The organism is Streptomyces sp. NPDC049915 (assembly GCF_040656475.1).
Classification (GTDB): Bacteria; Actinomycetota; Actinomycetes; order Streptomycetales; family Streptomycetaceae; genus Streptomyces.
Map to the genome: position 1 here is coordinate 175,194 of NZ_JBFAMH010000014.1, position 21,704 is coordinate 196,897.

Consider the following 21,704-nt stretch of genomic DNA (forward strand, 5'->3'; position numbering starts at 1 on the left):
TCGGAACGAGCGGTCCGATCGGTTCACGCCCGCCGCGATGTCCGCGTCAGTTGTCCGCCGGCGCCGGTGCGGGCACCTTTGTCGGATCGGTGTCCACCGTGGTGCCGTAGTCGGTGTGGTGGAAGCTGTCCTGCACGAACCGGCCCGCTTTCCAGACGTACGTGATCACGTTCTCGCCGGACGGGTTCGCCACCGCGTCGCCATTCTTGTACACCTGCTTGGTCACCATCAGAGCGCCGCGGTCTATCTCGGCGTAGACCGGGGATTCCTCGGACTGGAACACATTCTGGTACCGGTCGCCGTCCGCGCGATACACGTACGAGCCGACCCCCACCGCGTCACCGCACGTCAGCACGTTGATGACGACGTCGTCGACCGAGCCGTCGGTCAGATCGCCGTACGAGACGTCGACGGGGTAGTCGTCCCCCACGCACGGCCGCAGGCTCTTCTTGACCGCGTCCGAGACCAGCGGGTCCTCCTTGACGAGCCGGACCGGGTCCACCGTCTGCATGGTGCGCACGGGGCTGGGGGAGGGCGAGGCGGCCGCGCCCGCGACCGAGTCGGCGCGGGCGGGACCCTCGTCACGGGTTCCGGTGCCGCCGGTGGCGCACGCGGAAACCAAAAGGGCGAGGGCGGCGAGCACGGCCGCCGCCGTGATCACCGCCTGAAGACTCCCCCGGGACGGGGAGTCGTCCCCGTCCGTCAGGCCGCGCACCGCTCCCGCTCCTCACGCTCCAGCGCGCGTGCGTCCAGATCGCGGGCCTCCAGCTCCTCGCGGAGCCGGGCGAGCGCCCGGTGCAGCGTGCTCTTGACCGTTCCGGCCGACATGCCGAGGGCGGCGGCCGTCTCCTCCGTGGACATCTGCTCCCAGTGTCGCAGCACGACCACGCTGCGCTGCTTCGGGGCGAGCACCTTCATGATGTCCATCAGCAGGGCGCGGTCGGCGTGCTGCTCGGTGGAGTCGTCCACGGAGGCGTCCGGGAGCTGCTCGGTGGGCACTTCCTCCAGCTTGCGGGCCCGCCACCACTCGGTACGCGTGTTGATCATGACGCGTCGCAGATAGGCGTCCGCCAGCCGCTTGTCGGCGATGCCGTCCCAGCGGCCGTAGGTGCGGGCCAGAGCGGTCTGGAGGAGGTCCTGGGCGTCCACCGGGTCCGGAACCAGCCGGCGGGCGCTGCGCAGCAACGCGTCCTGCCGGGTGCGGACGTACTCCTCGAACTCGAGCACCTCGCCCTGCGCCATGATCAACCGCCTCCGAAACATCCCCGTGGTGCCGGCTGCCTGCTGCCGGTGTCCTGCCTGTGGTCGTCGTGTCCCTGACGGGCACGACAACGAAGGTACGGAGGCGTTGTCACGGCGCTGTGCGGAGCAGCCTGCGGCCAGCACTCGGCTGTACGTCGGTTGTGTAACGGAAGCCGCTTGTGGGTAAGGAGGTTGGTCGATTTGGTGAAGTATGTCCTGATTCGAGGTCTGTGATGGACCGTAACACGCCGCCGGACGCTGTGAAGTGTCTGTACGTCAGCCCGGAGGTGCCCGTGTGCGAACCGGCCGCGTGTTCGGCTGAGCCCGTGCGTCAGCTCAGCGGCAGCCGGTACAGCCCGTCCGGCAGCGGCTCCACCAGACCGTCCGCGACGAGACCGTCCAGCGCCCGGGCGCGCTGCACCGGCTCGTGCCACACCCGGTCCAGCGCGGCCTGCGGCACGGGCGCGTGCGCCTCCCTCAGGACGGCGAGCAGCTTGCCGCGCACCTGCCGGTCGGTGCCGGCGTACGTCTGGCCGCGCCGCGGCGGCCCGTCGTGCTCCGGCTTGCCCGCCAGCCGCCACGCGCACTGCGCGGCGATCGGGCAGCGGCGACAGTCCTCGTTCTTCGCCGTGCACACCAGGGCGCCCAGCTCCATCGAGGCCGCGGCCCAGCGCGCGGCGGTCCGCTCGTCCTCCGGCAGCAGCATGCGGGCCAGCCGCCGCTCGGCGGCCGTGGTGGCGTTCGGCGGGTACTGGACACCGCTCACCGCGCGCGCGAAGACCCGGCGCACATTGGTGTCCAGCACCGCGTGCCGCTGCCCGTACGCGAACGACGCCACCGCCGCGGCCGTGTACTCGCCGATGCCGGGCAGCGCGAGCAGCTGGGCGTGGTCGGCGGGTACGTCGCCGTCGTGCCGCTCCGCTATCGCAACCGCCGCCCCGTGCAGACGCAGCGCGCGGCGCGGGTAGCCGAGCCGGCCCCAGGCGCGCACCGCCTCGCCGGGCGCCTCCTCGGCCAGATCGGCGGGGCGGGGCCAGCGGGCCAGCCACTGCTCGTAGACGGGCAGCACCCGGCTGACCGGCGTCTGCTGGAGCATGAACTCGCTGACCATCACACCCCAGGCACCCGCCTCCGGGCGCCGCCAGGGCAGATCACGCGCGTGCGCTTCGAACCAGGCGATGACAGGGATGTGCAGTTCCTCCCCGGCCGGCGCGGCCGACGGGACGGGGCTGCTGTGCGAAAGCTTCGTGGGCGCAGTCATGGCGCTACCGATCCTGCCATGCGCCACCACGCGCGCGTGCGCACCGACGGGGGCGGGTCGGAGCGCGGGCGCGCTGAGGTGGCGGAGTGGGAGTGGGGGAGCGGACGCGGAGTGGCGGGTGGCGGCCAGGGGGACGGGACCGTGTGATCGTTGATACGGGACGGACGGACGGACGTACGGACGGACGTACGGACGGAGCCCGGAGCCCGGAGCCCGGCGGGCCCGTGCCCCGTCCCGTGCCCGGCCCTTTCGATCACGAGCGGCACGCGCCCGACTCCTCGAACACGAGGGTACGGGCGCGAGAGCAGCGAACGCCTCGTCCGCGTGGATCACTTGAAACGCCGCACACCACAGCCGTGGCCACAGGCGCAAGGGCCGCGATCGTGAACGCTCCCGTGGGCCGAGGGACGTTCGAAGGCTGGTCTCCGGAATGATGATCCGGAAAAGTTGCGTCGCGGGCGGCGGGTGGCGCAAGCGAACGCAGCGATCTCTCGTACAGTTTGCGCCGTGGGATCTCTGCGCAATCCGGTCGGGCCGCTTCCCTCCTCCATCTATTGGCGACGGAGGGCTGTACTGCTGTCTGTGGTCACGCTGTTGGCGCTGCTGATCACGTGGGTCGTCACCTCGGGTGACGGCGGCGGCAACAACGACGCCGGTGGGTCCAACGGCAAGAACCCCGCGTCCTCGATCACTCCTGGACCGTCCGGTTCCGGTCCGGCGATCAGCCAACACCCTGGCGGGCGCGACGAGTCGAGCGGTGGGGACTCCAGCGGCTCCGGTGCCGGGTCCGGTGCGGGCGCCGGCTCGGGCGGCAGCGACGGCGCCGGCGCCGGCGGTGCCGGGGGATCCGGCGGTGGTGCGGGCTCGGCCGGTGGGCCGGACGACGGAATCAACGGCAGCGCTGGCGGCGGCACCGGCGCGGGCGCGGCGTTGCCCGCCGGCTCCCCGCTTCCCAACTGCACGTCCAGCACGGTCACGTTGACGCTGCGCAGCGTTCGCAACAGCTACACGCCGGACCAGACGCCGACGTTCCAGATCGTCGCGCGCAACACCTCCGCCCACGACTGCAAGGTCGATCTGGGGCCGAGGAGCGCAGTCGTGACGATCAGTCAGGAAGGCGATCACTTTTGGTCCTCCGCCGACTGCCCCAAGGGCGGCGGGAGTCTGCTGTACCGGGTGCCGGCGAGCAGCAGCATCACGTACGTCGTGACGTGGGACCGCCGGGCGAGCGCGCCGCAGTGCGCGACGCCTCCGGCCCGGACGGCCACGCCGGGGACGTATCTGGTGGAGGCGAAGGCGCCCGGGTTCGAGAAGGCGCAGACGTCGTTCGTACTCGCGGCGGACTGACCGCGACACTGCGACTTGTCAGTGGGGCGCGAACCGCCGGAGGCCGGATCGCCGGCGGCTAGACGTACCGCTCCAGGATCGACGACTCCGCCAGCCGGGACAGGCCCTCGCGGACGCTGCGGGCGCGGGCCTCGCCGACGCCGTCGACGGTCTGGAGATCGTCGACGCTGGCGGCGAGCAGCTTCTGCAGGCCGCCGAAGTGCTCCACCAGGCGGTCGATGATGGCACCGGGCAGCCGCGGGACCTTCGCCAGCAGCCGGAAGCCACGCGGCGAGACCGCGGAGTCGAGGGCCTCGGGGGAGCCGGTGTAGCCCAGGGCGCGGGCCACCGTGGACAGCTCCAGCAACTCGGCGTGGCTGAGCTTGTCCAGCTCGGCCAGCGCCTCCTCGACCGTGCGGGAACGCTTCGCGGTCGGCTCGGGCACGTAGTCCCGCACGACCAGCTCGCGCTCGGGCTCGACCCCGGCGATCAACTCGTCGAGCTGGAGGGCGAGCAGCCGCCCGTCGGTGCCCAGTTCGACCACGTATTCGGCGATTTCGGTGGCGATGCGGCGCACCATCTCCAGCCGCTGGGCCACCGCGGAGACGTCCCGGACCGTCACCAGGTCCTCGATCTCCAGCGCCGACAGCGTGCCCGCGACCTCGTCCAGGCGCAGCTTGTAGCGCTCCAGGGTGGCCAGTGCCTGGTTGGCGCGGGACAGGATCGCCGCCGAGTCCTCCAGGACGCGGCGCTGCCCGTCGACGTACAGGGCGATCAGCCGCATGGACTGGGAGACGGAGACGACCGGGAAGCCGACCTGCTTGGAGACGCGGTCCGCCGTGCGGTGCCGGGTGCCGGTCTCCTCGGTCGGGATCGTCGCGTCGGGGACGAACTGGACGCCCGCCCGAAGGATCTTCGACAGGTCCGTGGAGAGCACGATGCCGCCGTCCAGCTTGCACAGCTCGCGCAGCCGGGTCGCGGTGAACTCCACGTCCAGGACGAAGCCGCCGGTGGACATCGTCTCGACCGTCTTGTCGAAGCCGAGCACGATCAGTCCGCCGGTGTTGCCGCGCAGTACCCGTTCAAGACCGTCCCGCAGGGACGTGCCCGGTGCCACAGCGCTCAGCGAGGCGCGCATCAGGCCATCGGAACCGGCACTCCCACCGGACTTTCCGGGAGCTGCTGCCCGGTCGTTGGCTGCCACTGCACTCCTCCGGTCGCAGGTTCTGTGGGCGCTCCCGTTGCGCACTCGGTTCGTACGGACGGGCGAGACCAGGGCAAAGTCTACCGGCGGTCCTCCGGCTCCCGTGGGGCCTCTCGGTGACGGGAGCGCGGCAGGACCCGCAGCGCGTCCCCTATGTCGGCGACTTCCAGGACCTTCATACCGGGCGGGATCTTCCCCGGGTCGCCCGGCACGAGCGCGTGCGTGAAGCCCAGCCGGTGCGCCTCGGAGAGGCGCCGCTGCACGCCCGTGACCCGTCTGACCTCGCCCGCCAGCCCCACCTCGCCGATCGCGACCAGGTTCTTCGGCAGGGGAGTGTCGCTGGCGGCGGAGGCCAGGGCGAGCGCGATCGCCAGGTCCGCGGCCGGCTCCGACAGCTTCACGCCGCCGACCGTCGCGGAGTAGATGTCCCTTTTGCCCAGGGCGCTGATCCGGCCGCGCTGCTCCAGCACCGCCAGCATCATCGACACCCGGGACGTCTCCAGACCGGACGTCGTACGGCGCGGGGAGGGGATCTGCGAGTCCACGGTGAGCGCCTGGACCTCGGCCACCAGCGGGCGGCGGCCCTCCAGGGTGACCGTCAGACAGGTGCCCGGAACCGGTTCGTCACGACGGGTCAGGAAAAGTCCGCTCGGGTCGGCGAGGCCCGTGATGCCCTCGTCGTGCAGTTCGAAGCAGCCGACCTCGTCCGTGGTGCCGTAGCGGTTCTTCACGCCGCGCACCAGGCGCAGACGCGCGTGCCGGTCGCCCTCGAAGTGCAGCACCACGTCCACGAGGTGCTCCAGCAGACGAGGGCCGGCGATCGTGCCGTCCTTGGTGACATGGCCCACCAGCAGCGTGGACATGCCGCGCTCCTTGGAGGCGCGGATCAGGGCGCCCGCGACCTCGCGGACCTGGGCCATGCCGCCGGGCGCTCCGTCGATCTCGGGCGAGGCCACGGTCTGCACCGAGTCCATGACCAGCAGGGACGGCTTGACCGCGTCCAGATGGCCGAGCACGGCCGAGAGGTCGGTCTCGGCGGCGAGGTAGAGGTGGTCGTCGATGGCGTTGATCCGGTCGGCGCGCAGCCGGACCTGGCTCGCGGACTCCTCGCCGGTGACATAGAGAGTGGGGTGCTCCTCGCTGGCCGACTTGGCGGCGACGTCGAGGAGGAGGGTGGACTTGCCGACGCCGGGCTCACCGGCGACGAGTACGACCGCGCCGGGGACCAGGCCGCCGCCGAGGACGCGGTCCAGCTCGGGCACGCCGGTGGGGCGGGCGGTGGCCTGCCGGCCGTCGACCTGGCCGATGGGCAGCGCGGACGTGGTGACACGGCCCGGCGCGGTGGTGCGGACCGCGGGCGCGCCGTACTCCTCGACCGTGCCCCAGGCCTGGCATTCGGCGCAGCGGCCGAGCCACTTCGCCGTCTGCCAGCCGCATTCCGTGCAGCGGTAGGAGGGACGGTCCTTGGTGGTCTTGGTACGGGCAGCCATGGACCACACCGTAGCGGCCGGGTCTGACAGCGGGCCCTCGCCGGCGGTACGGCGGAGCGGGGATGCCTGTATCCCTCGACGGGAACCGGCCACCCGCAACCCGGAACCGGCCGCGGACCGAAGGGCCGCTGTCCCCTATTGAGGGATCGTTTCACCCGTACGGATTAAAAGTGCTCAAGGCGCCCGAGAAGGCCTGCTCATGCCGCCTACGGTCGCACGGGTGACGAGCAGCATTCCGGAGACCCCGACCCGCACCACCGGCGCACACCGGGCGCACCGGGAGGCGCGCGATCGCGCCGCGGCGCGCACGCTGGCGCAGCGCCCGCCCGCGCGCTACGAGCCGTATCTCGACGGGCTGTTCACCTACTGCCTGTCCGTCCTGTGCGACCACGACTCGGCCACCGCCGCCCTCGCCGACGCGCTCACCCTCGCCGAGCGGCGCGGCACGCGCGTGCCGGACGCCGCCGGCGACCGCCGGGCCTGGCTGTACGCGCTGGCCCGCTGGGTGTGCCTGCGCAAGCTCGCCGAGGCCAAGCAGAAACGTCAGGCCACCCACGCCGCGGGCCGCGCGGGCACCGGCAAGGAGCCCGAGGCCGCCGTGCGGGTCGCCCCTCAGGTGCAGGAGCGGCGGCGCCGCGAACTGGGCCTGCTCGCCTGGCCGGAGGCCGCCGGCACCACACCCGAGCAGCGCGAGGCCCTGGAACTCGCCGTGCGCCACCACCTGGCCGGCCACGAGGTCGCCGCCGTGCTCGGCATGGATCTCGCCGCCGCCCGCGACCTGCTCGCCGCCGCGGCCTGCGAGGTGGAGCGCACCCGCGCGGCGCTCGCCGTCGTGGAGACCGGCACCTGCTCGAGCGTCGCCCGCCTGACCGGCGACGGCCGGTTCGTGCTGAGCAGCACCCTGCGCCGCGAACTGGTCCGGCACGTCGACGACTGCCCCCGCTGCCGTCGCACCGCCGAACGCGCGGTCCCCGGACGCTGGCCCGGCGCCAGCGTCACCCCCGCCGAGCTGCCCGTGCTGGAGGCGCCCCGCGCGGCCCTGCACGTCGCCCTCGCCCACCACCCACGCGCGCGTGGCCTCGCCGTGCCGCGCTTCGACCGGCGCGGTTTCCCCCTGGACCCCAAGGACCGCGCGGCCCGCCGCGACCGGCTGCGCGCGCGTGCCGTGACCACGACCGTCGTCGCCACCGTGGTCGCCGCCCCCGTGCTCGCCCTGTGGGCCGCCTACCGCGGCGCACCCGTCGGCGAGGACGCCGCCGGCGGCCCGGCCACCGCCCGCCAGGACCACAACGCGGGCATGCTCGACGGCGAGACGGCGAGCGGCGCGTACGAGAACGCGGGCAACGCCAGCACCCGGCCCGGCGCCCGGTTCGGCCGGGGCGACGACGGCGATGTCTCCGCCGAGGTCGTCAGCGTCGCCGGAACCGGCGCCCGGAGCGGCGACCTGGAGGTCACCGCCGGCAGCCGGGGCGACACCACGCTGATCACCCTCACCGCGACCGGCTCGGGCCCCGTGCGCTGGTCGGCCACCACCACGGCCCCCTGGCTCTACTTCAGCCAGTCCTCGGGAACCCTCCAGCCCGGCGAGTCGTTCACGATCCAGGTGCACGTCGACCCCCTGCGCGAGCCGTCCGGCCACTGGAGCGCGCGGGTGGCGATCGCGCCCGCCGGCGCCGTCGTCTCCATCGACGGCTACGGCAGCGCGCCCAGGCCCTCCGACCCGGGTACGGGCCCCGGCCCGGGCAGCCCCACGGACCCGCCGCCGTCCGACCCCGGCCCGACGCCCACCACCTCGGCTCCCTCGGACACCGGTGGCTCACCCACCCCGAGCAGCCCGCCGTCGTCGCCGGACCCCACGCCCACCGAGTCCACCCCGTCCGACCCGGGCGGCTCCACCGACCCCGGGAGCTCGACCCCGCCGCCCGGCGACAGTGGCGACCCGACCCCGTCGACGTCGTGACGCCGGACGCGATACGGCGCCGTACGCCTTGCGCATACGGCGCCGAAACCCACCCGTGGCCCGGGTCAGCCGGCCGGGTCCGCCGGGTGCGGGGCGAGCAGCGGCAGCCGGGATGCCAGCCGCTCCTTGCACAGCTCGACCAGCCGGTCGTAGCCGGCCTTGCCCATCAGCTCGGTCAGCTCCGCCCGGTAGGAGACGTACACCGGGTCGCCCGCGCCGTGCGCCGAGGTCGCCGACGTGCACCACCAGTGCAGGTCGTGGCCGCCCGGACCCCAGCCCCGGCGGTCGTACTCCCCGATCGAGACCTGCAGCACGCGTGTGTCGTCGGGCCGCTCGATCCAGTCGAAGGTCCGCCGGATCGGCAGCTGCCAGCACACGTCCGGCTTGGTCTCCAGCGGCTCGCGTCCCTCGCGCAGGGCCAGGATGTGCAGCGAGCAGCCCGCGCCTCCGGCGAAGCCGGGCCGGTTCTGGAAGATGCAGGAGCCCTGGAAGGGCCGGGTCTGCCGCTCGCCGTCCTCGTCCTCGGACACCCAGCCGTTCTCCGTGCCCTCGGCGTGGTGCTGCCAGATCTCCGGCGTGAGCCGCGCCACATGCCCGGCGACCCGTTGCTCGTCGTCCTCGTCGGAGAAGTGCGCGCCCAGCGAGCAGCACCCGTCGTCCGCGCGGCCCGCCTGGATGCCCTGGCAGCCGCTGCCGAAGATGCAGTTCCAGCGGGAGGTCAGCCATGTCAGATCGCACCGGAAGACCTGCTCGTCGTCCGCCGGATCCGGGAACTCCACCCACGCGCGTGCGAAGTCGAGTCCCTTCTCGTCGGCCACCGGCGCCTGAGGCCCCGGCAGGGCCTTCTTGGGCTTCTTCGCAGCCTTCACCACCTTCGCCTGCGAAGGAACCTCGGAGGATTTGGTCGACTTTTCGGCCTTCGCCGTCTTGGTCGGTTTTTCGTCCTTCGCCTTTTTCGTCTTTGGCACCCGTCCAGGGTAAAACGCCGGGTGCCCGTCCCGGCACCGCACGGGGGGCCGAACACGGAGCCGCTGGCAGTAGCGTTCCGTACATGAGACTCGGTGTCCTCGACGTGGGATCGAACACGGTGCATCTGCTGGTGGTGGACGCGCACCCCGGCGCACGCCCGCTGCCCGCGCATTCGCACAAGGCGGAGCTGCGGCTCGCCCAACTCCTGGACGACGAGGGCTGCATAGACTCCGAGGGCATCGACAAACTGGTCACCGTCGTCGAGGACGCCCTCCAGGCCGCCGAGGACAAGGGTGTGGAGGACCTGGTGCCCTTCGCCACGTCCGCCGTCCGCGAGGCCGGCAACGCCGACGACGTCCTCGCGCGCGTGCGGGAGGAGACCGGCGTCGAGCTGCAGGTGCTCACCGGTGAGGAGGAGGCCCGCCTCACCTTCCTCGCCGTCCGCCGCTGGTTCGGCTGGTCCGCCGGGAAGCTGCTGGTCCTCGACATCGGCGGCGGCTCCCTGGAGATCGCCTACGGCATGGACGAGGAACCGGACACGGCCGTGTCGCTGCCGCTGGGCGCCGGCCGCCTCACCGCCGGCTGGCTGCCCGGCGACCCGCCCGACCCGGAGGACGTCCGCGCCCTGCGCCGTCACGTCCGCGCGCAGATCGCCCGCACGGTCGGCGAATTCAGCCGCTTCGGCGCCCCGGACCACGTGGTCGCCACCTCCAAGACCTTCAAGCAACTGGCCCGCATCGCCGGCGCCGCCCGCTCCGCGGAGGGCCTGTACGCCCAGCGGGAGCTGAAGCGGGAGAGCCTGGAGGCGTGGGTCCCCAAGCTCGCCGACATGACCACCGCCCAGCGCGCCGAGCTTCCCGGCGTCTCCGAGGGCCGCGCGGGCCAGCTCCTCGCCGGCGCGCTGGTCGCCGAGGGCGCGATGGACCTCTTCGAGGTGGAAGCCCTGGAAATCTGTCCGTGGGCCCTGCGGGAGGGAGTGATCCTGCGCCGCCTGGACCACATGGGCTCGGCGTAGCCAACCCGAAGGGGCGCGGGGAACTGCGCGATCAACCACAACGCACCGGTACGCGCGCGTGGTGCTCACCGCAGCGGTGAGTGGGCGTCCCTCGCGCCGGCCGGTACGCGCGCGTGGTGCTCACCGCAGCGGTGAGTGGGCGTCCCTCGCGCCGGCCGGCACGCGCGCGTGGTGCTCACCGCAGCGGTGAGTCGGCCCCCCTCGCCCCGGCCGGCACACGCGCGTGGTGCTCACCACAACGGTCAAGAGGCGCCCCGCCACAGCCCGCAGCCGCGTATGGCGCTCGCCACAACGGCGATTACGCACCCCCCGTCCACGACGCCGCACCCCGTAACCTGTCCCCCATGGCAGAGCCAGTCGTACGGATCCCGGATGCGAAGGTCGCGCTGTCGACGGCCTCGGTGTATCCGGAGTCGACGGCCACGGCCTTCGAGATCGCCGCGCGCCTCGGCTACGACGGTGTCGAGGTCATGGTGTGGACCGACCCGGTCAGCCAGGACATCGAGGCGCTGCGCAGACTCAGCGACTACCACCGGATCCCGATCCTCGCCGTACACGCACCCTGTCTGCTGATCACGCAGCGGGTGTGGTCCACCGACCCGTGGACCAAGCTGCAGCGCGCCCGGGTGGCGGCCGAGAAGCTCGGCGCGAGCACCGTCGTCGTCCACCCGCCCTTCCGCTGGCAGCGCCAGTACGCCCGGGACTTCGTGGACGGAATCTGGCGCATGGCGAACGAGACGGACGTGCGGTTCGCCGTCGAGAACATGTACCCGTGGCGCTACCGCGACCGCGAGATGCTCGCGTACGCCCCCGACTGGGACGTCACGAAGGACGACTACCGCCACTTCACGATCGATCTCAGTCACACCGCGACCGCCCGCACCGACGCGATCCAGATGATCGACCGCATGGCCGACCGCCTCGGCCATGTGCACCTCGCCGACGGCCGCGGCTCCGCGAAGGACGAGCACCTGGTGCCCGGCCGCGGCACGCAGCCCTGCGCGGAGGTGCTCGAGCGGCTCGCCGTGAACGGCTTCGACGGCCATGTCGTCATCGAGGTCAACACCCGCCGCGCCATGTCCAGCGCGGAGCGCGAGGCCGACCTCGCCGAGGCCCTGGCCTTCACCCGCCTCCACCTGGCGTCCGCGGTGAAGGTGCCCCGGCGATGACGAGCCGTGGCGACACCCCGGCGACGACGGCCACCCCCGCCGGTGCCCGCCGCCGGGGGCGGCCGCCGCGCACGGAGTCGGCCGGCACGCGTGACCGCATCCTGACCGCGGCCCGCGAGGAGTTCTCCGAGCGCGGCTACGAGAAGACGTCCGTGCGCGGCATCGCCAAGGCCGCCGGTGTCGACTCGGCGCTCGTCCACCACTACTTCGGCACCAAGGAACAGATCTTCGAAGCGGCCATCGAGGTCGCCTTCGCACCGGCCCTGACGATGCGCGACGCGGCCCTGGCCGGCCCCCTCGCCGATGTCGGCGAGCGCATGACCCGCCTGCTCTTCGGCCTCTGGGAGAACCCCGCCACCCGGACGTCGCTGCTCGCGATCATCCGCTCGGCGGTGAACAACGAGACCGCCGCGGCCGCCCTGCGCCGACTCGTCTCCACGCAGCTGCTGCGCCGGGTCGCGGGAGAGCTGCGGACCGCGGACGCCGAGCTGCGCGCCGAACTGGCGGCGGCGCAGCTGGTCGGCACGGTGATGCTGCGGTACGTGATCAAGGTGGAGCCGCTGGCGTCGGTGGACGTCGAACAGATCATCGCCCGCCTCGCCCCGGTCGTACAGACGCACCTGACGGGCGGCTGAGAGACGCGGAACGGCGAGACATCCGTCCCGCATTCCGGACACCCTGTCCCGGTCCCTGGATGACCGGCGTACGCTCGACTGCAGTCAGAATTCTCTGACCGAAGGTCTTAGAAGGAGCGAGCGACGATGCCCGAGCTGAGGTCCCGCACAGTCACCCACGGCCGCAACATGGCGGGCGCCCGCGCCCTGATGCGCGCCTCCGGTGTACCCGGTGCGGACATCGGCCGGAAGCCCGTCATCGCGGTCGCCAACAGTTTCACCGAGTTCGTCCCCGGCCACACCCACCTGGCCCCGGTCGGCCGGATCGTCAGCGAGGCGATCAAGGAGGCGGGAGGCATCCCGCGCGAGTTCAACACGATCGCCGTCGACGACGGCATCGCGATGGGCCACGGCGGCATGCTCTACTCCCTGCCCTCCCGCGACCTGATCGCGGACAGCGTGGAGTACATGGTCGAGGCGCACTGCGCCGACGCCCTGGTCTGCATCTCCAACTGCGACAAGATCACCCCGGGCATGCTGAACGCGGCCCTGCGCCTGAACATCCCGACGGTCTTCGTCTCCGGCGGCCCGATGGAGTCCGGCCGCGCCACCCTCGTCGACGGCACGGTCCGCACGCTCGACCTGGTCGACGCGATGTCCGACGCGGTGAACGACAAGATCTCCGATGAGGACATGCTCCGTATCGAGGAGAACGCCTGTCCGACCTGCGGCTCCTGTTCCGGCATGTTCACCGCCAACTCGATGAACTGCCTCACCGAGGCGATCGGCCTGTCCCTGCCCGGCAACGGCTCGGTCCTGGCCACCCACACCGCGCGCAAGCAGCTGTACGTCGACGCCGCGCACACCGTGATGGACCTGGTCCGCCGCTACTACGAGCAGGACGACGACTCGGTCCTGCCGCGCAGCATCGCCACGATCCAGGCGTTCGAGAACGCCATGGCCCTCGACATCGCGATGGGCGGCTCCACCAACACGATCCTGCACCTGCTGGCCGCAGCCCAGGAGGCGGAGGTGCTCTTCGGCCTGGAGCAGATCGACGCCGTCTCCCGCCGGGTGCCGTGCCTGGCGAAGGTGGCCCCGAACGTCGCCAAGGACCGCACGTACTACATGGAGGACGTGCACCGCGCCGGCGGCATCCCCGCCCTCCTCGGCGAGCTGCACCGCGCCGGTCTGCTCAACGAGGACGTGCACTCCGTGCACAGCCCGTCCCTGGCCGACTGGCTCAAGACCTGGGACGTGCGCGGCGGCTCCCCGTCCCCCGAGGCCGTCGAGCTGTGGCACGCGGCGCCGGGATGTGTGAGGTCCGCCGAGGCCTTCTCCCAGTCCGAGCGCTGGGAGGCACTGGACACCGACGCCGAGGGCGGCTGCATCCGCTCGGCCGAGCACGCCTACTCCAAGGACGGCGGCCTCGCGGTCCTCAAGGGCAACCTCGCCGTCGACGGCTGCGTGGTGAAGACGGCCGGCGTCGACGAGTCGATCTGGACCTTCGAGGGTCCGGCGGTGGTCTGCGAGTCGCAGGAGGAGGCCGTCCAGAAGATCCTCACCCAGCAGGTCAAGGAGGGCGACGTCGTCGTCATCCGCTACGAGGGCCCCAAGGGCGGCCCCGGCATGCAGGAGATGCTCTACCCGACCTCGTACCTGAAGGGCCGGGGCCTGGGCAAGGCGTGCGCCCTGGTCACCGACGGCCGCTTCTCCGGCGGCACGTCCGGCCTGTCGATCGGCCACGCGTCCCCCGAGGCGGCCTCAGGCGGCACCATCGCCCTCGTCGAGGACGGCGACCGCATCCGCATCGACATCCCGAACCGCACGATCGAGCTGCTGGTCGACGACGCCGAGCTGGCCCGCCGCGAGCAGGCCCTGAACGGCGCCTACCGCCCGAAGAACCGCGAACGCAAGGTCTCGGCCGCCCTGCGTGCCTACGCCGCGATGGCCACCAGCGCCGACAAGGGCGCGGTGCGGGACGTGTCCAAGCTGGCCTGACCCTCTCCCGGCCGCCCCGGCCAGGTCGTACGACGATGAAGGGCCGCTCCCTCGGGGGCGGCCCTTCGCCTGTCTCCCCCGGGGCGGCCCAGGGCCTGTCTCTTTCTCTCTCCCCCCGGGCGGCCCGTCGCCTGTCCGCCCCCGACGGTTACCACCCGCCCGGCGCCCCCGCGGGCACCGCGAACACCGTGCCGTCGGGCGCCGATGCGTACACGCGGCCGTCGGCGACCACCGGCGTGGGCAGGCTCGCGGCGATGCGGTCCCCGCCGGTGCCGAGCCGGGCGCGGGTCTGTCCGACGAGGCCGCCCGTGCGGGCGTCGACGCCGAGCAGCCGCCCGTCGGCCGCCGTGACATACACATGGTCACGGTCGGCGGCCGGCGCCGAGGCGCGGCTCACGGACGTCTCCAGAGACCACAGCCGCTTGCGCGCGCCCATGTCGACGGCGTCCAGCGACCCTCCGTCCCCCATGAGGTAGACGACGTCCCCCCGTACGGCGGCCTGCGCCCCCTGCCGGGCGACGGGCAGCGCGACCCGGCGCGTCGCCCCGGTCGCGGGGGAGTGGCGCACGACGGCGGTCGCCTCGCCGTACGTCCGGTCCAGGGCGAGCAGATACACCGATCCGTCCTGCGCCCCGACGAGGTCCAGCATCCCGTCCAGCCGGGTCTCCCAGCGCACGTCACCGGTGCGCGGGTCCACGGCGGTGACGCGGGTGTGCTTACCGTCGCCGGACACGCTCGCCGCGAACGCCAGGGTGTCCCCGGCGAACGACTCGAAGGACGGCATGGCCTGCCCCGCGATCCGGTGGCTCCACACCGTGGCGCCCGTCGCCGCGTCGACGCCCGTCACCACGCCGTGCGCACCGGTGAGCAGCAGCATGTCGCCGACGGCCCGGAACCCGGCGTACGCGGGCACGTCCTGCCGCCTGCGCACCTGGCCGGAGGCCGGGTCGAGCGCCTCCAGCCGCCGCCCCTGGTCCGCCGGGGCGTACACGAACCCGCCCGCCACGGCCGGCGGGCCGGCGGAGCGCCCCTGCGCGGCGGGGTGCTGCCACAGCAGCCGCCCGTCCTCGGGGTCGAGCGCGAAGACCACGCCGGGCCGGGCACACAGCAGCCGGCCGGCGCCCGGGGCGCACTCGGCGGCACCATCGCTTGCCGCCACCGGCTCGGCCTCCCACCCGGCGAAGCCGTCCCGCGCGGACCGCGCGGCCGTACCGCCCGCCGCGACGCCGCCGTCGATCAGCGGCACGACGGCGAACGCGCCGCCCGCGACCAGCGCCACCGCCCCCACGGCGGCGGCGATCCGCGCGCGCCGACGCCTGCGCGCACGGTCACCCGCACCCGCTGCTCCCGCCTCGTCGTCCTCCTGCGCCCCTGCGCCACCTCCCGCCGCTCCACTGTCCGGGCCGTCCTTCGCCGCGGACGGCGGTGGTCCGTCCCCCGTCAGCCGGGCCCCCGTCCGCTGAGCCGGTATGAACGCCTGCGTGTCGTACGAGGCCGCCACCGAGCGCAGCTCCCGCATCAGCTCGTCCGGTGTCGGCCGCTCTTCCGGCTCTTTGGCCAGACAACGCCCCACCAGCGGCGCGAGGTTCCCGGGCACGCCCGTCAGATCCGGTTCGTCGTGGACGACCGAGTAGGCGACGACATACGGACTGTCGGAGTCGAACGGACCCCGTCCGGTCGCCGCGTGCACCATCACGGAACCGAGCGCGAAGATGTCGGCCGCGGGCCCCACCTGCCGGGGCCGCCGGAACTGCTCCGGCGCCATGAACGGCGGTGTGCCGATCAACTTGCCGGTCTCGGTGCGCAGTTCGCTGTCCTTGGGCCGGGAGATACCGAAGTCGATGACCTTCGGACCGTCCTCGGCGAGCAGCACGTTGCTCGGCTTCAGATCCCGGTGCACCACCCCGACCCGGTGGATGTCGCGCAGCGCCTCCGCGAGCCCCGCCATCAGCCGGCGCAACTCCGCCGTAGCCATCGGGCCGTTGTCCTTGACGTGCTCGGACAGCGTCGGACCGGGGATGAACAGCGTGGCCATCCAGGGCCGGTCGGCCTCCGGATCGGCGTCCACGACGGGCGCGGTGAAGGCGCCGCTCACCCGGCGCGCGGCCACGATCTCCTGCCGGAAACGGCCCCGGAACTCGGGGTCCCTGGCGAACTCGGCGTGCACGACCTTCACCGCGAGCCGCATGCCCGACGCACTGCGGGCCAGGTGCACGACGCCCATGCCGCCCGAGCCCAGACGGGACTCCAGCAGATAGTGACCGGCGTATTCCGGAAGTTCCGCTTCCGCGCCCGCCCCGGTGTTCCTCTGTGGCGCCATGGAACCCCCCGTGCTCTTCGTCCGCGCGCGCGACGCACGGAGCCTAGTCGATGACTCGAACAGGACAGAGGCGGCTTGCTAGCGTTCGCGTGCGAGTCGCGCACAGGTGTTTCACCGCGCGACGAAAGGGAATCAACGGGACCCCACGTCTGTCGTGGGGTGCAACGGGGGAGGTCATCATGTCGGTCGACCATGTCGACGAAACCGCAGGTGAGGCACTGCAGGCCCAGACCGCGACGGCGCTGCGCTCCTACGACGTGGCGCCCGGCGTCCGTCTGAACGTGCGCAGCGGCCCCGGCACCGGCTACCCGATCGTCAAGATCCTGCCGGAGGGCATCAAGGTGCCGGTCTACTGCCAGTCCCCGGGCACCTCGGTGTCCGGCTACTACGGCACGACCAACATCTGGGACAACATCGGCAACGGCGAGTTCGTCTCCGACGCGTACGTGCACACGGGCAGCGACGGCTACATAGCCCCGCGCTGCGCCTGAGCGAAACCGCCCCGGGCCGCGGCACCGACGAGGAGCCGCGGCCCGGGGGCGGTGGGCGCACAGCGCCATAATCGAGGGCGTGAGCGACGACAACGGCACCCGGAAGACCCCCACCGGCCCCCGGCCGGAACCCCTGCGATTCTTCGGCACCACCTGGGTCGACCACTCGCGCGGCTACACCGCCCGGCGCTTCGGTGTCGCCGTCGGCTCCCTCGTCGCCGCGGCGGCCGCCTGCCTGGTGCTGCGCTTCGCCTACGAGGGGCTGGCGATCGCGGACACCGGCAGCTTCGTCACCGTGCTCGTCATCGCGATGTTCGCGATCTGCAGCGCGCTCGCCTTCCGGCACACCTGGGACTCCTTCGGCACGCGCCCCGACCCGGAACGGCAGGCCAACCTGCGCGGCCTGCTCGCCATCGGCTTCGTCGGCTCGCTCCTCGCCTACTTCTTCCGCTCCCTGACCGAGGCCCCGGGCGAGAAGCTCCACCGCGCCGACTACGAGGAAGCCCTCGACCAGCACCGACGCCGCACCGTGAAGCGCTCGGGCAACCCCACCAAGAAGAAGCGGCGTTCCTAGGAGCCGTCGTGGGGTGAGCGCGGTGAGCGAAAACCGTCTGCTCCCGGCGACCGTCCCGGCCACCATGGCCCCATGGCAGCCACGTCAGAACCCAGCCGCGTCCCGACACCGGAGCCCCGCGACCTCGCTCACCTTCATGCGGCCCGCGCCCACTCCTTCAACGCCGCCGCGGCCCGGTACGCCGCCCACCGCCCGTCGTACCCCGACGCCCTGTTCGACGCCGTCGAAGAGCTCGCCGGCCGTTCCCTCACCGGCGCACGCGTCGCCGACGTGGGCGCGGGCACCGGTATCGCGACCGACCTCCTGACCCGCCGCCGCGCCGACGTCCTCGCCGTGGAACCGGGCGCCGGCATGGCCGCAGAGCTGCACCGCGGCCTGCCCGAGGTGCCGCTCGTCCGCGGCGACGGCAACGCCCTGCCGCTCGCCGCGGCCTCCATGGACCTCCTCACCTATGCCCAGTCCTGGCACTGGACCGACCCGGCCCGCGCGGTCCCGGAGGCCCGGCGCGTGCTGCGGCCGGGCGGCGCGCTCGCGCTGTGGTGGAACACCAGCGCCCCCGACGTGCCGTGGATCGCCGACCAGTCGGTCCGGATCGCCCGCCATTTCGGCATCGACGACGCCCACGCGAAGAAGGCCGCCTTCGATCCGGCCGCCGCCGACCCCACCGGCCGCCTGTGCTTCGCACATCGCCGAGTGCGCTGGAGCCGCCGCGTCCCCGTCGACACCCACCTCGCCAACATCGGCAGCCACTCCGTCTTCCTCGTCCACGGCGAGAACAGCGCCCGGACGTTCCTCACCGCCGAGCGCGCCCACCTGCTGACCGTCTTCCCCGACGGTGTCGTGGAGGAGACGTACGACGTGGAGCTGCTCGTGGCCCGCACCGCATGACCGGGCAGCCTCCCCGCGCCCTCAAGCCCCGCGCCCGCAAGGCCGCGAGCCCCGCGGACGCTTGACGCCGCCCTGCGCCGGGCGCAATATTCATCACATGGTGAATTACTCGTCCGGCGTACCCCCCACCGACGCCCCCGCCATCCACGCCTCCGCCCTCACCGCCGTCCGCGGCCCCCGCACCGTCCTGCACGGCCTGGACTTCTCCGTCCCGCGCGGCCGTATCACCGGCCTGCTCGGCCCCTCCGGCTGCGGCAAGTCCACCCTCCTGCGCGCGATCGTCGGCACCCAGGCCAAGGTCACCGGCACCCTCGACGTCCTCGGCCTCCCCGCCGGCCACCCCGCCCTGCGCACCCGCATCGGCTACGTCACCCAGGCCCCGTCCGTCTACGACGACCTGTCGATCCGCCAGAACCTCGACTACTTCGCCGCAGTCCTCAACCCCGCACAACCCACCCCCGACCGCCGCGCCGACGTCGACCGCGTCCTCACCGACGTCGACCTCACCCGGCACGCCGACACCCTCGCCGGCAAGCTCTCCGGCGGACAGCGCAGCCGCGTCTCCCTCGCCGTCGCCCTGCTCGGCACCCCCGAGCTGCTCGTCCTCGACGAACCCACCGTCGGCCTCGACCCCGTCCTGCGCCGCGACCTGTGGAACCTCTTCCACACCCTCACCGACCGCGGCGCCACCCTCCTCGTCTCCTCCCACGTCATGGACGAGGCCGAACGCTGCCACCGCCTGCTGCTCATGCGCGACGGCCGCATCCTCGCCGAGGACACCCCCGACGCCCTGCGCGACCGCACCGCCGCCGACACCGTCGAGGCCGCCTTCCTCCACCTGGTCGACCAGGCCAACGCCGCAGCCCGCGCTCAGGAGACCACCCGATGAGCACCCACACGACCGCACCGGCCCCCACCCGCGCCCTGCACCCCGCCCGCACCACCGCCACCGCCGCCCGGGTCCTGCGCCAACTCACCCACGACCCACGCACCATCGCGCTGATGCTCCTCATCCCCTGCGTGATGCTCTTCCTGCTGCGCTACGTCTTCGACGGCAGCCCGCACACCTTCGACAGCATCGGCGCGTCCCTGCTCGGGATCTTCCCGCTGATCACGATGTTCCTGGTGACCTCCATCGCCACCCTGCGCGAACGCACCTCGGGCACCCTCGAACGCCTCCTCGCCCTGCCCCTCGGCAAGGGCGACCTGATCGCCGGCTACGCCCTCGCCTTCGGCGCCGTCGCGATCGTCCAGTCCGCCCTCGCCACCGCCCTCGCGCTGTGGATCCTCGGCCTGGACGTCACCGGCAGCCCCTGGCTGCTCCTCCTGGTCGCCCTGCTCGACGCCCTCCTCGGCACGGCCCTCGGTCTCTTCGTCTCGGCCTTCGCGGCCTCGGAATTCCAGGCGGTCCAGTTCATGCCGGCAGTGATCTTCCCCCAGCTCCTCCTGTGCGGCCTGTTCACGCCCAGGTCCGACATGCACCCCGCCCTCGAGGCGATCTCCGACGTCCTGCCCATGTCGTACGCCGTCGACGGCATGAACGAGGTCCTCCACCACACCGACATGACCGCCACCTTCGTCCGCGACGTCCTCATCGTGGCCGGCTGCGCCCTGCTCGTCCTCGCCCTCGGCGCGGCCACCCTCCGACGCCGTACGGCCTGACCCGAGGCCGACCGCCGAGGCGTCCCGCACACCGTCCCGCGCGCCCGTCCCGCCCACCGGACAACACGGGCCCGCCCCCGCCCCGGGTGCGAGGATGCCTCCAGGACGACGCACCCTTCGGAGGCATCCCCCGCCATGACGCAGAAAGTCGCAGTTCTCGGCACCGGCAAGATCGGTGAAGCCCTGCTCAGCGGAATGATCCGCAGCGGCTGGACCCCGGCCGACCTCCTCGTCACGGCCCGCCGCCAGGAACGCGCCGACGAACTCCGCACCCGCTACGGCGTCACCCCGGTCACCAACGCCGAGGCCGCCAAGACCGCGGACACCCTGATCCTCACGGTCAAGCCGCAGGACATGGGCACCCTCCTCGACGAACTCGCCCCCCACGTCCCCGCCGACCGCCTGGTCATCAGCGGTGCCGCGGGCATCACCACCGCGTTCCTCGAGGAGCGCCTCGCCGCCGGCACCCCGGTCGTCCGCGTCATGACGAACACCCCCGCCCTCGTCGACGAGGCCATGTCCGTCATCTCCGCCGGCAGCCACGCCACCGCGGCGCACCTGGCCCACACCGAGGAGATCTTCGGCGCCGTCGGCAAGACGCTCCGCGTCCCCGAGTCCCAGCAGGACGCCTGCACCGCCCTGTCCGGCTCCGGCCCGGCGTACTTCTTCTACCTGGTCGAAGCGATGACGGACGCCGGCATCCTGCTCGGCCTGCCCCGCGACAAGGCGCACGACCTGATCGTGCAGTCCGCGATCGGCGCCGCGACCATGCTCCGCGACAGCGGCGAGCACCCGGTCAAGCTGCGCGAGAACGTCACCTCTCCGGCCGGCACCACCATCAACGCCATCCGCGAGCTGGAGAACCACGGCGTACGGGCCGCCCTGATCGCCGCCCTGGAAGCCGCCCGTGACCGCAGCCGCGCGCTGGCCGCCGGCACGAAGGACTGAGCCCGCCGGCAGGCAGGGCCGCAGGTCCAGCAGGCGCGCCGGGGTGTGGTCCCGCCATGAGTTGACACACCCCGGTGGCATCCGTAGGGTTCTTCGAGTTGTCCGACGTGAGAGCCGACTCCGGTCGGTCCCCGGACAGCCATTCCGCAAGCACCACCCACTTCTCGACGGCCAGTCGTTTCACTGCGCTGCTGTCGTGTTGCAGGCGCGCGCATTTGCGAAATGAGGAATCCACGTTCGAAAGGACGCAGGGGCCCGATTAGCTCGGGAGCCGGGAATCCGCTAAAGTCTCACTCGTCGGAACGGCCCAAGGGCCGGGAAGGCGAACCCCGCTGACTGGGGGTCAGGCGCCGAAAGGGTCTGATAGAGTCGGAAACGCCGGAAAGGAAACCGCGAGAGCGGGAACCTGGAAAGCACCGAGGAAATCGGGTCGGAAAGATCTGATAGAGTCGGAAACGCAAGACCGAAGGGAAGCGCCCGGAGGAAAGCCCGAGAGGGTGAGTACAAAGGAAGCGACCGTTCCTTGAGAACTCAACAGCGTGCCAAAAGTCAACGCCAGATATGTTGATA

At 72.5% G+C, this 21,704-nt stretch carries 19 protein-coding genes; 12 read left to right on the plus strand and 7 right to left on the minus strand.

The annotated features are described in order from the left end of the window. Positions 1-46: 46 nt before the first annotated feature. The 3 genes from AB0J12_RS24270 to AB0J12_RS24280 all read right to left on the minus strand — a co-directional run bounded on the left by AB0J12_RS24270 (position 47) and on the right by AB0J12_RS24280 (position 2,503). On the minus strand, positions 47-715 hold the full coding sequence (locus AB0J12_RS24270; protein ID WP_363266472.1) for a hypothetical protein: 669 nt from the start codon (positions 713-715) through the stop codon (positions 47-49). After that, complete coding sequence (locus AB0J12_RS24275) at positions 703-1,242, minus strand: SigE family RNA polymerase sigma factor (RefSeq protein ID WP_363266474.1); 540 nt, start codon at positions 1,240-1,242, stop codon at positions 703-705. The genes AB0J12_RS24270 and AB0J12_RS24275 overlap by 13 nt, the downstream gene beginning before the upstream one ends. 331 nt (positions 1,243-1,573) lie before the next feature. Continuing rightward, positions 1,574-2,503, minus strand: a complete 930-nt coding sequence (locus AB0J12_RS24280) for an A/G-specific adenine glycosylase (protein ID WP_363266475.1) — start codon at positions 2,501-2,503, stop codon at positions 1,574-1,576. A gap of 507 nt (positions 2,504-3,010) precedes the next feature. Here AB0J12_RS24280 and AB0J12_RS24285 point away from each other — a divergent pair. Next, the gene (locus AB0J12_RS24285; RefSeq protein WP_363266497.1) at positions 3,011-3,850 is read left to right on the plus strand and encodes a hypothetical protein; all 840 of its coding nucleotides are present in this window, start codon (positions 3,011-3,013) and stop codon (positions 3,848-3,850) included. Positions 3,851-3,908: 58 nt separating this feature from the next. On the opposite strand, the gene disA is transcribed toward AB0J12_RS24285, so the two are convergent. Next, the gene (gene disA, locus AB0J12_RS24290) at positions 3,909-5,033 is read right to left on the minus strand and encodes a DNA integrity scanning diadenylate cyclase DisA (RefSeq protein ID WP_363266476.1); all 1,125 of its coding nucleotides are present in this window, start codon (positions 5,031-5,033) and stop codon (positions 3,909-3,911) included. Positions 5,034-5,113: 80 nt separating this feature from the next. Continuing rightward, positions 5,114-6,523 carry a DNA repair protein RadA gene (gene radA / locus AB0J12_RS24295; protein WP_363266477.1) on the minus strand — a complete coding sequence of 470 codons (1,410 nt, stop codon included), beginning with the start codon at positions 6,521-6,523 and terminating at the stop codon, positions 5,114-5,116. Between the two features lie 220 nt (positions 6,524-6,743). On the opposite strand from radA, the gene AB0J12_RS24300 reads away from it, so the two are divergent. Beyond that, positions 6,744-8,483 (plus strand): hypothetical protein, encoded by a 1,740-nt coding sequence (locus tag AB0J12_RS24300; RefSeq protein WP_363266478.1) that lies wholly within the window; start codon positions 6,744-6,746, stop codon positions 8,481-8,483. 65 nt (positions 8,484-8,548) lie between these two features. On the opposite strand, the gene AB0J12_RS24305 is transcribed toward AB0J12_RS24300, so the two are convergent. Beyond that, entirely contained in the window at positions 8,549-9,355 is an 807-nt protein-coding gene (locus AB0J12_RS24305; RefSeq protein WP_363266498.1) for a hypothetical protein, read from the minus strand. Positions 9,356-9,534: 179 nt separating this feature from the next. Between AB0J12_RS24305 and AB0J12_RS24310 the strand changes: the two genes are divergently transcribed. From AB0J12_RS24310 to ilvD, 4 genes are all read left to right on the plus strand, one after another. After that, positions 9,535-10,467, plus strand: coding sequence for a Ppx/GppA phosphatase family protein (locus tag AB0J12_RS24310; protein WP_363266479.1), 933 nt, complete (start codon positions 9,535-9,537; stop codon positions 10,465-10,467). 344 nt (positions 10,468-10,811) lie between these two features. Beyond that, positions 10,812-11,636, plus strand: coding sequence for a sugar phosphate isomerase/epimerase (locus tag AB0J12_RS24315; protein WP_363266480.1), 825 nt, complete (start codon positions 10,812-10,814; stop codon positions 11,634-11,636). Next, a complete protein-coding gene (locus AB0J12_RS24320; protein WP_363266481.1) occupies positions 11,633-12,271 on the plus strand; it encodes a TetR family transcriptional regulator in 639 nt (212 codons plus the stop codon). Before AB0J12_RS24315 ends, AB0J12_RS24320 begins: the two co-directional genes overlap by 4 nt. 126 nt (positions 12,272-12,397) lie before the next feature. Next, a complete protein-coding gene (gene ilvD / locus AB0J12_RS24325; protein ID WP_363266482.1) occupies positions 12,398-14,251 on the plus strand; it encodes a dihydroxy-acid dehydratase in 1,854 nt (617 codons plus the stop codon). Between the two features lie 148 nt (positions 14,252-14,399). Here ilvD and AB0J12_RS24330 read toward each other — a convergent pair whose 3' ends face one another. After that, positions 14,400-16,571: a serine/threonine-protein kinase gene (locus tag AB0J12_RS24330; protein WP_363266483.1), complete on the minus strand. Its 2,172-nt coding sequence runs from the start codon at positions 16,569-16,571 to the stop codon at positions 14,400-14,402. 179 nt (positions 16,572-16,750) lie between these two features. Here AB0J12_RS24330 and AB0J12_RS24335 point away from each other — a divergent pair, with 179 nt between their 5' ends. From AB0J12_RS24335 to proC, 6 genes are all read left to right on the plus strand, one after another. Beyond that, the gene (locus AB0J12_RS24335) at positions 16,751-17,062 is read left to right on the plus strand and encodes an SH3 domain-containing protein (RefSeq protein ID WP_363266484.1); all 312 of its coding nucleotides are present in this window, start codon (positions 16,751-16,753) and stop codon (positions 17,060-17,062) included. A 79-nt stretch (positions 17,063-17,141) separates the two neighbouring features. Beyond that, a complete protein-coding gene (locus AB0J12_RS24340) occupies positions 17,142-17,636 on the plus strand; it encodes an EamA/RhaT family transporter (protein ID WP_363266485.1) in 495 nt (164 codons plus the stop codon). A gap of 72 nt (positions 17,637-17,708) precedes the next feature. Further along, a complete protein-coding gene (locus tag AB0J12_RS24345) occupies positions 17,709-18,524 on the plus strand; it encodes a class I SAM-dependent methyltransferase (protein ID WP_363266486.1) in 816 nt (271 codons plus the stop codon). A 97-nt stretch (positions 18,525-18,621) separates the two neighbouring features. Beyond that, positions 18,622-19,413 (plus strand): ABC transporter ATP-binding protein, encoded by a 792-nt coding sequence (locus AB0J12_RS24350; RefSeq protein WP_363266487.1) that lies wholly within the window; start codon positions 18,622-18,624, stop codon positions 19,411-19,413. Then, a complete protein-coding gene (locus AB0J12_RS24355) occupies positions 19,410-20,186 on the plus strand; it encodes an ABC transporter permease (protein WP_363266488.1) in 777 nt (258 codons plus the stop codon). Before AB0J12_RS24350 ends, AB0J12_RS24355 begins: the two co-directional genes overlap by 4 nt. A gap of 135 nt (positions 20,187-20,321) precedes the next feature. Continuing rightward, on the plus strand, positions 20,322-21,134 hold the full coding sequence (gene proC, locus AB0J12_RS24360) for a pyrroline-5-carboxylate reductase (protein WP_363266489.1): 813 nt from the start codon (positions 20,322-20,324) through the stop codon (positions 21,132-21,134). Positions 21,135-21,704: the final 570 nt, after the last annotated feature.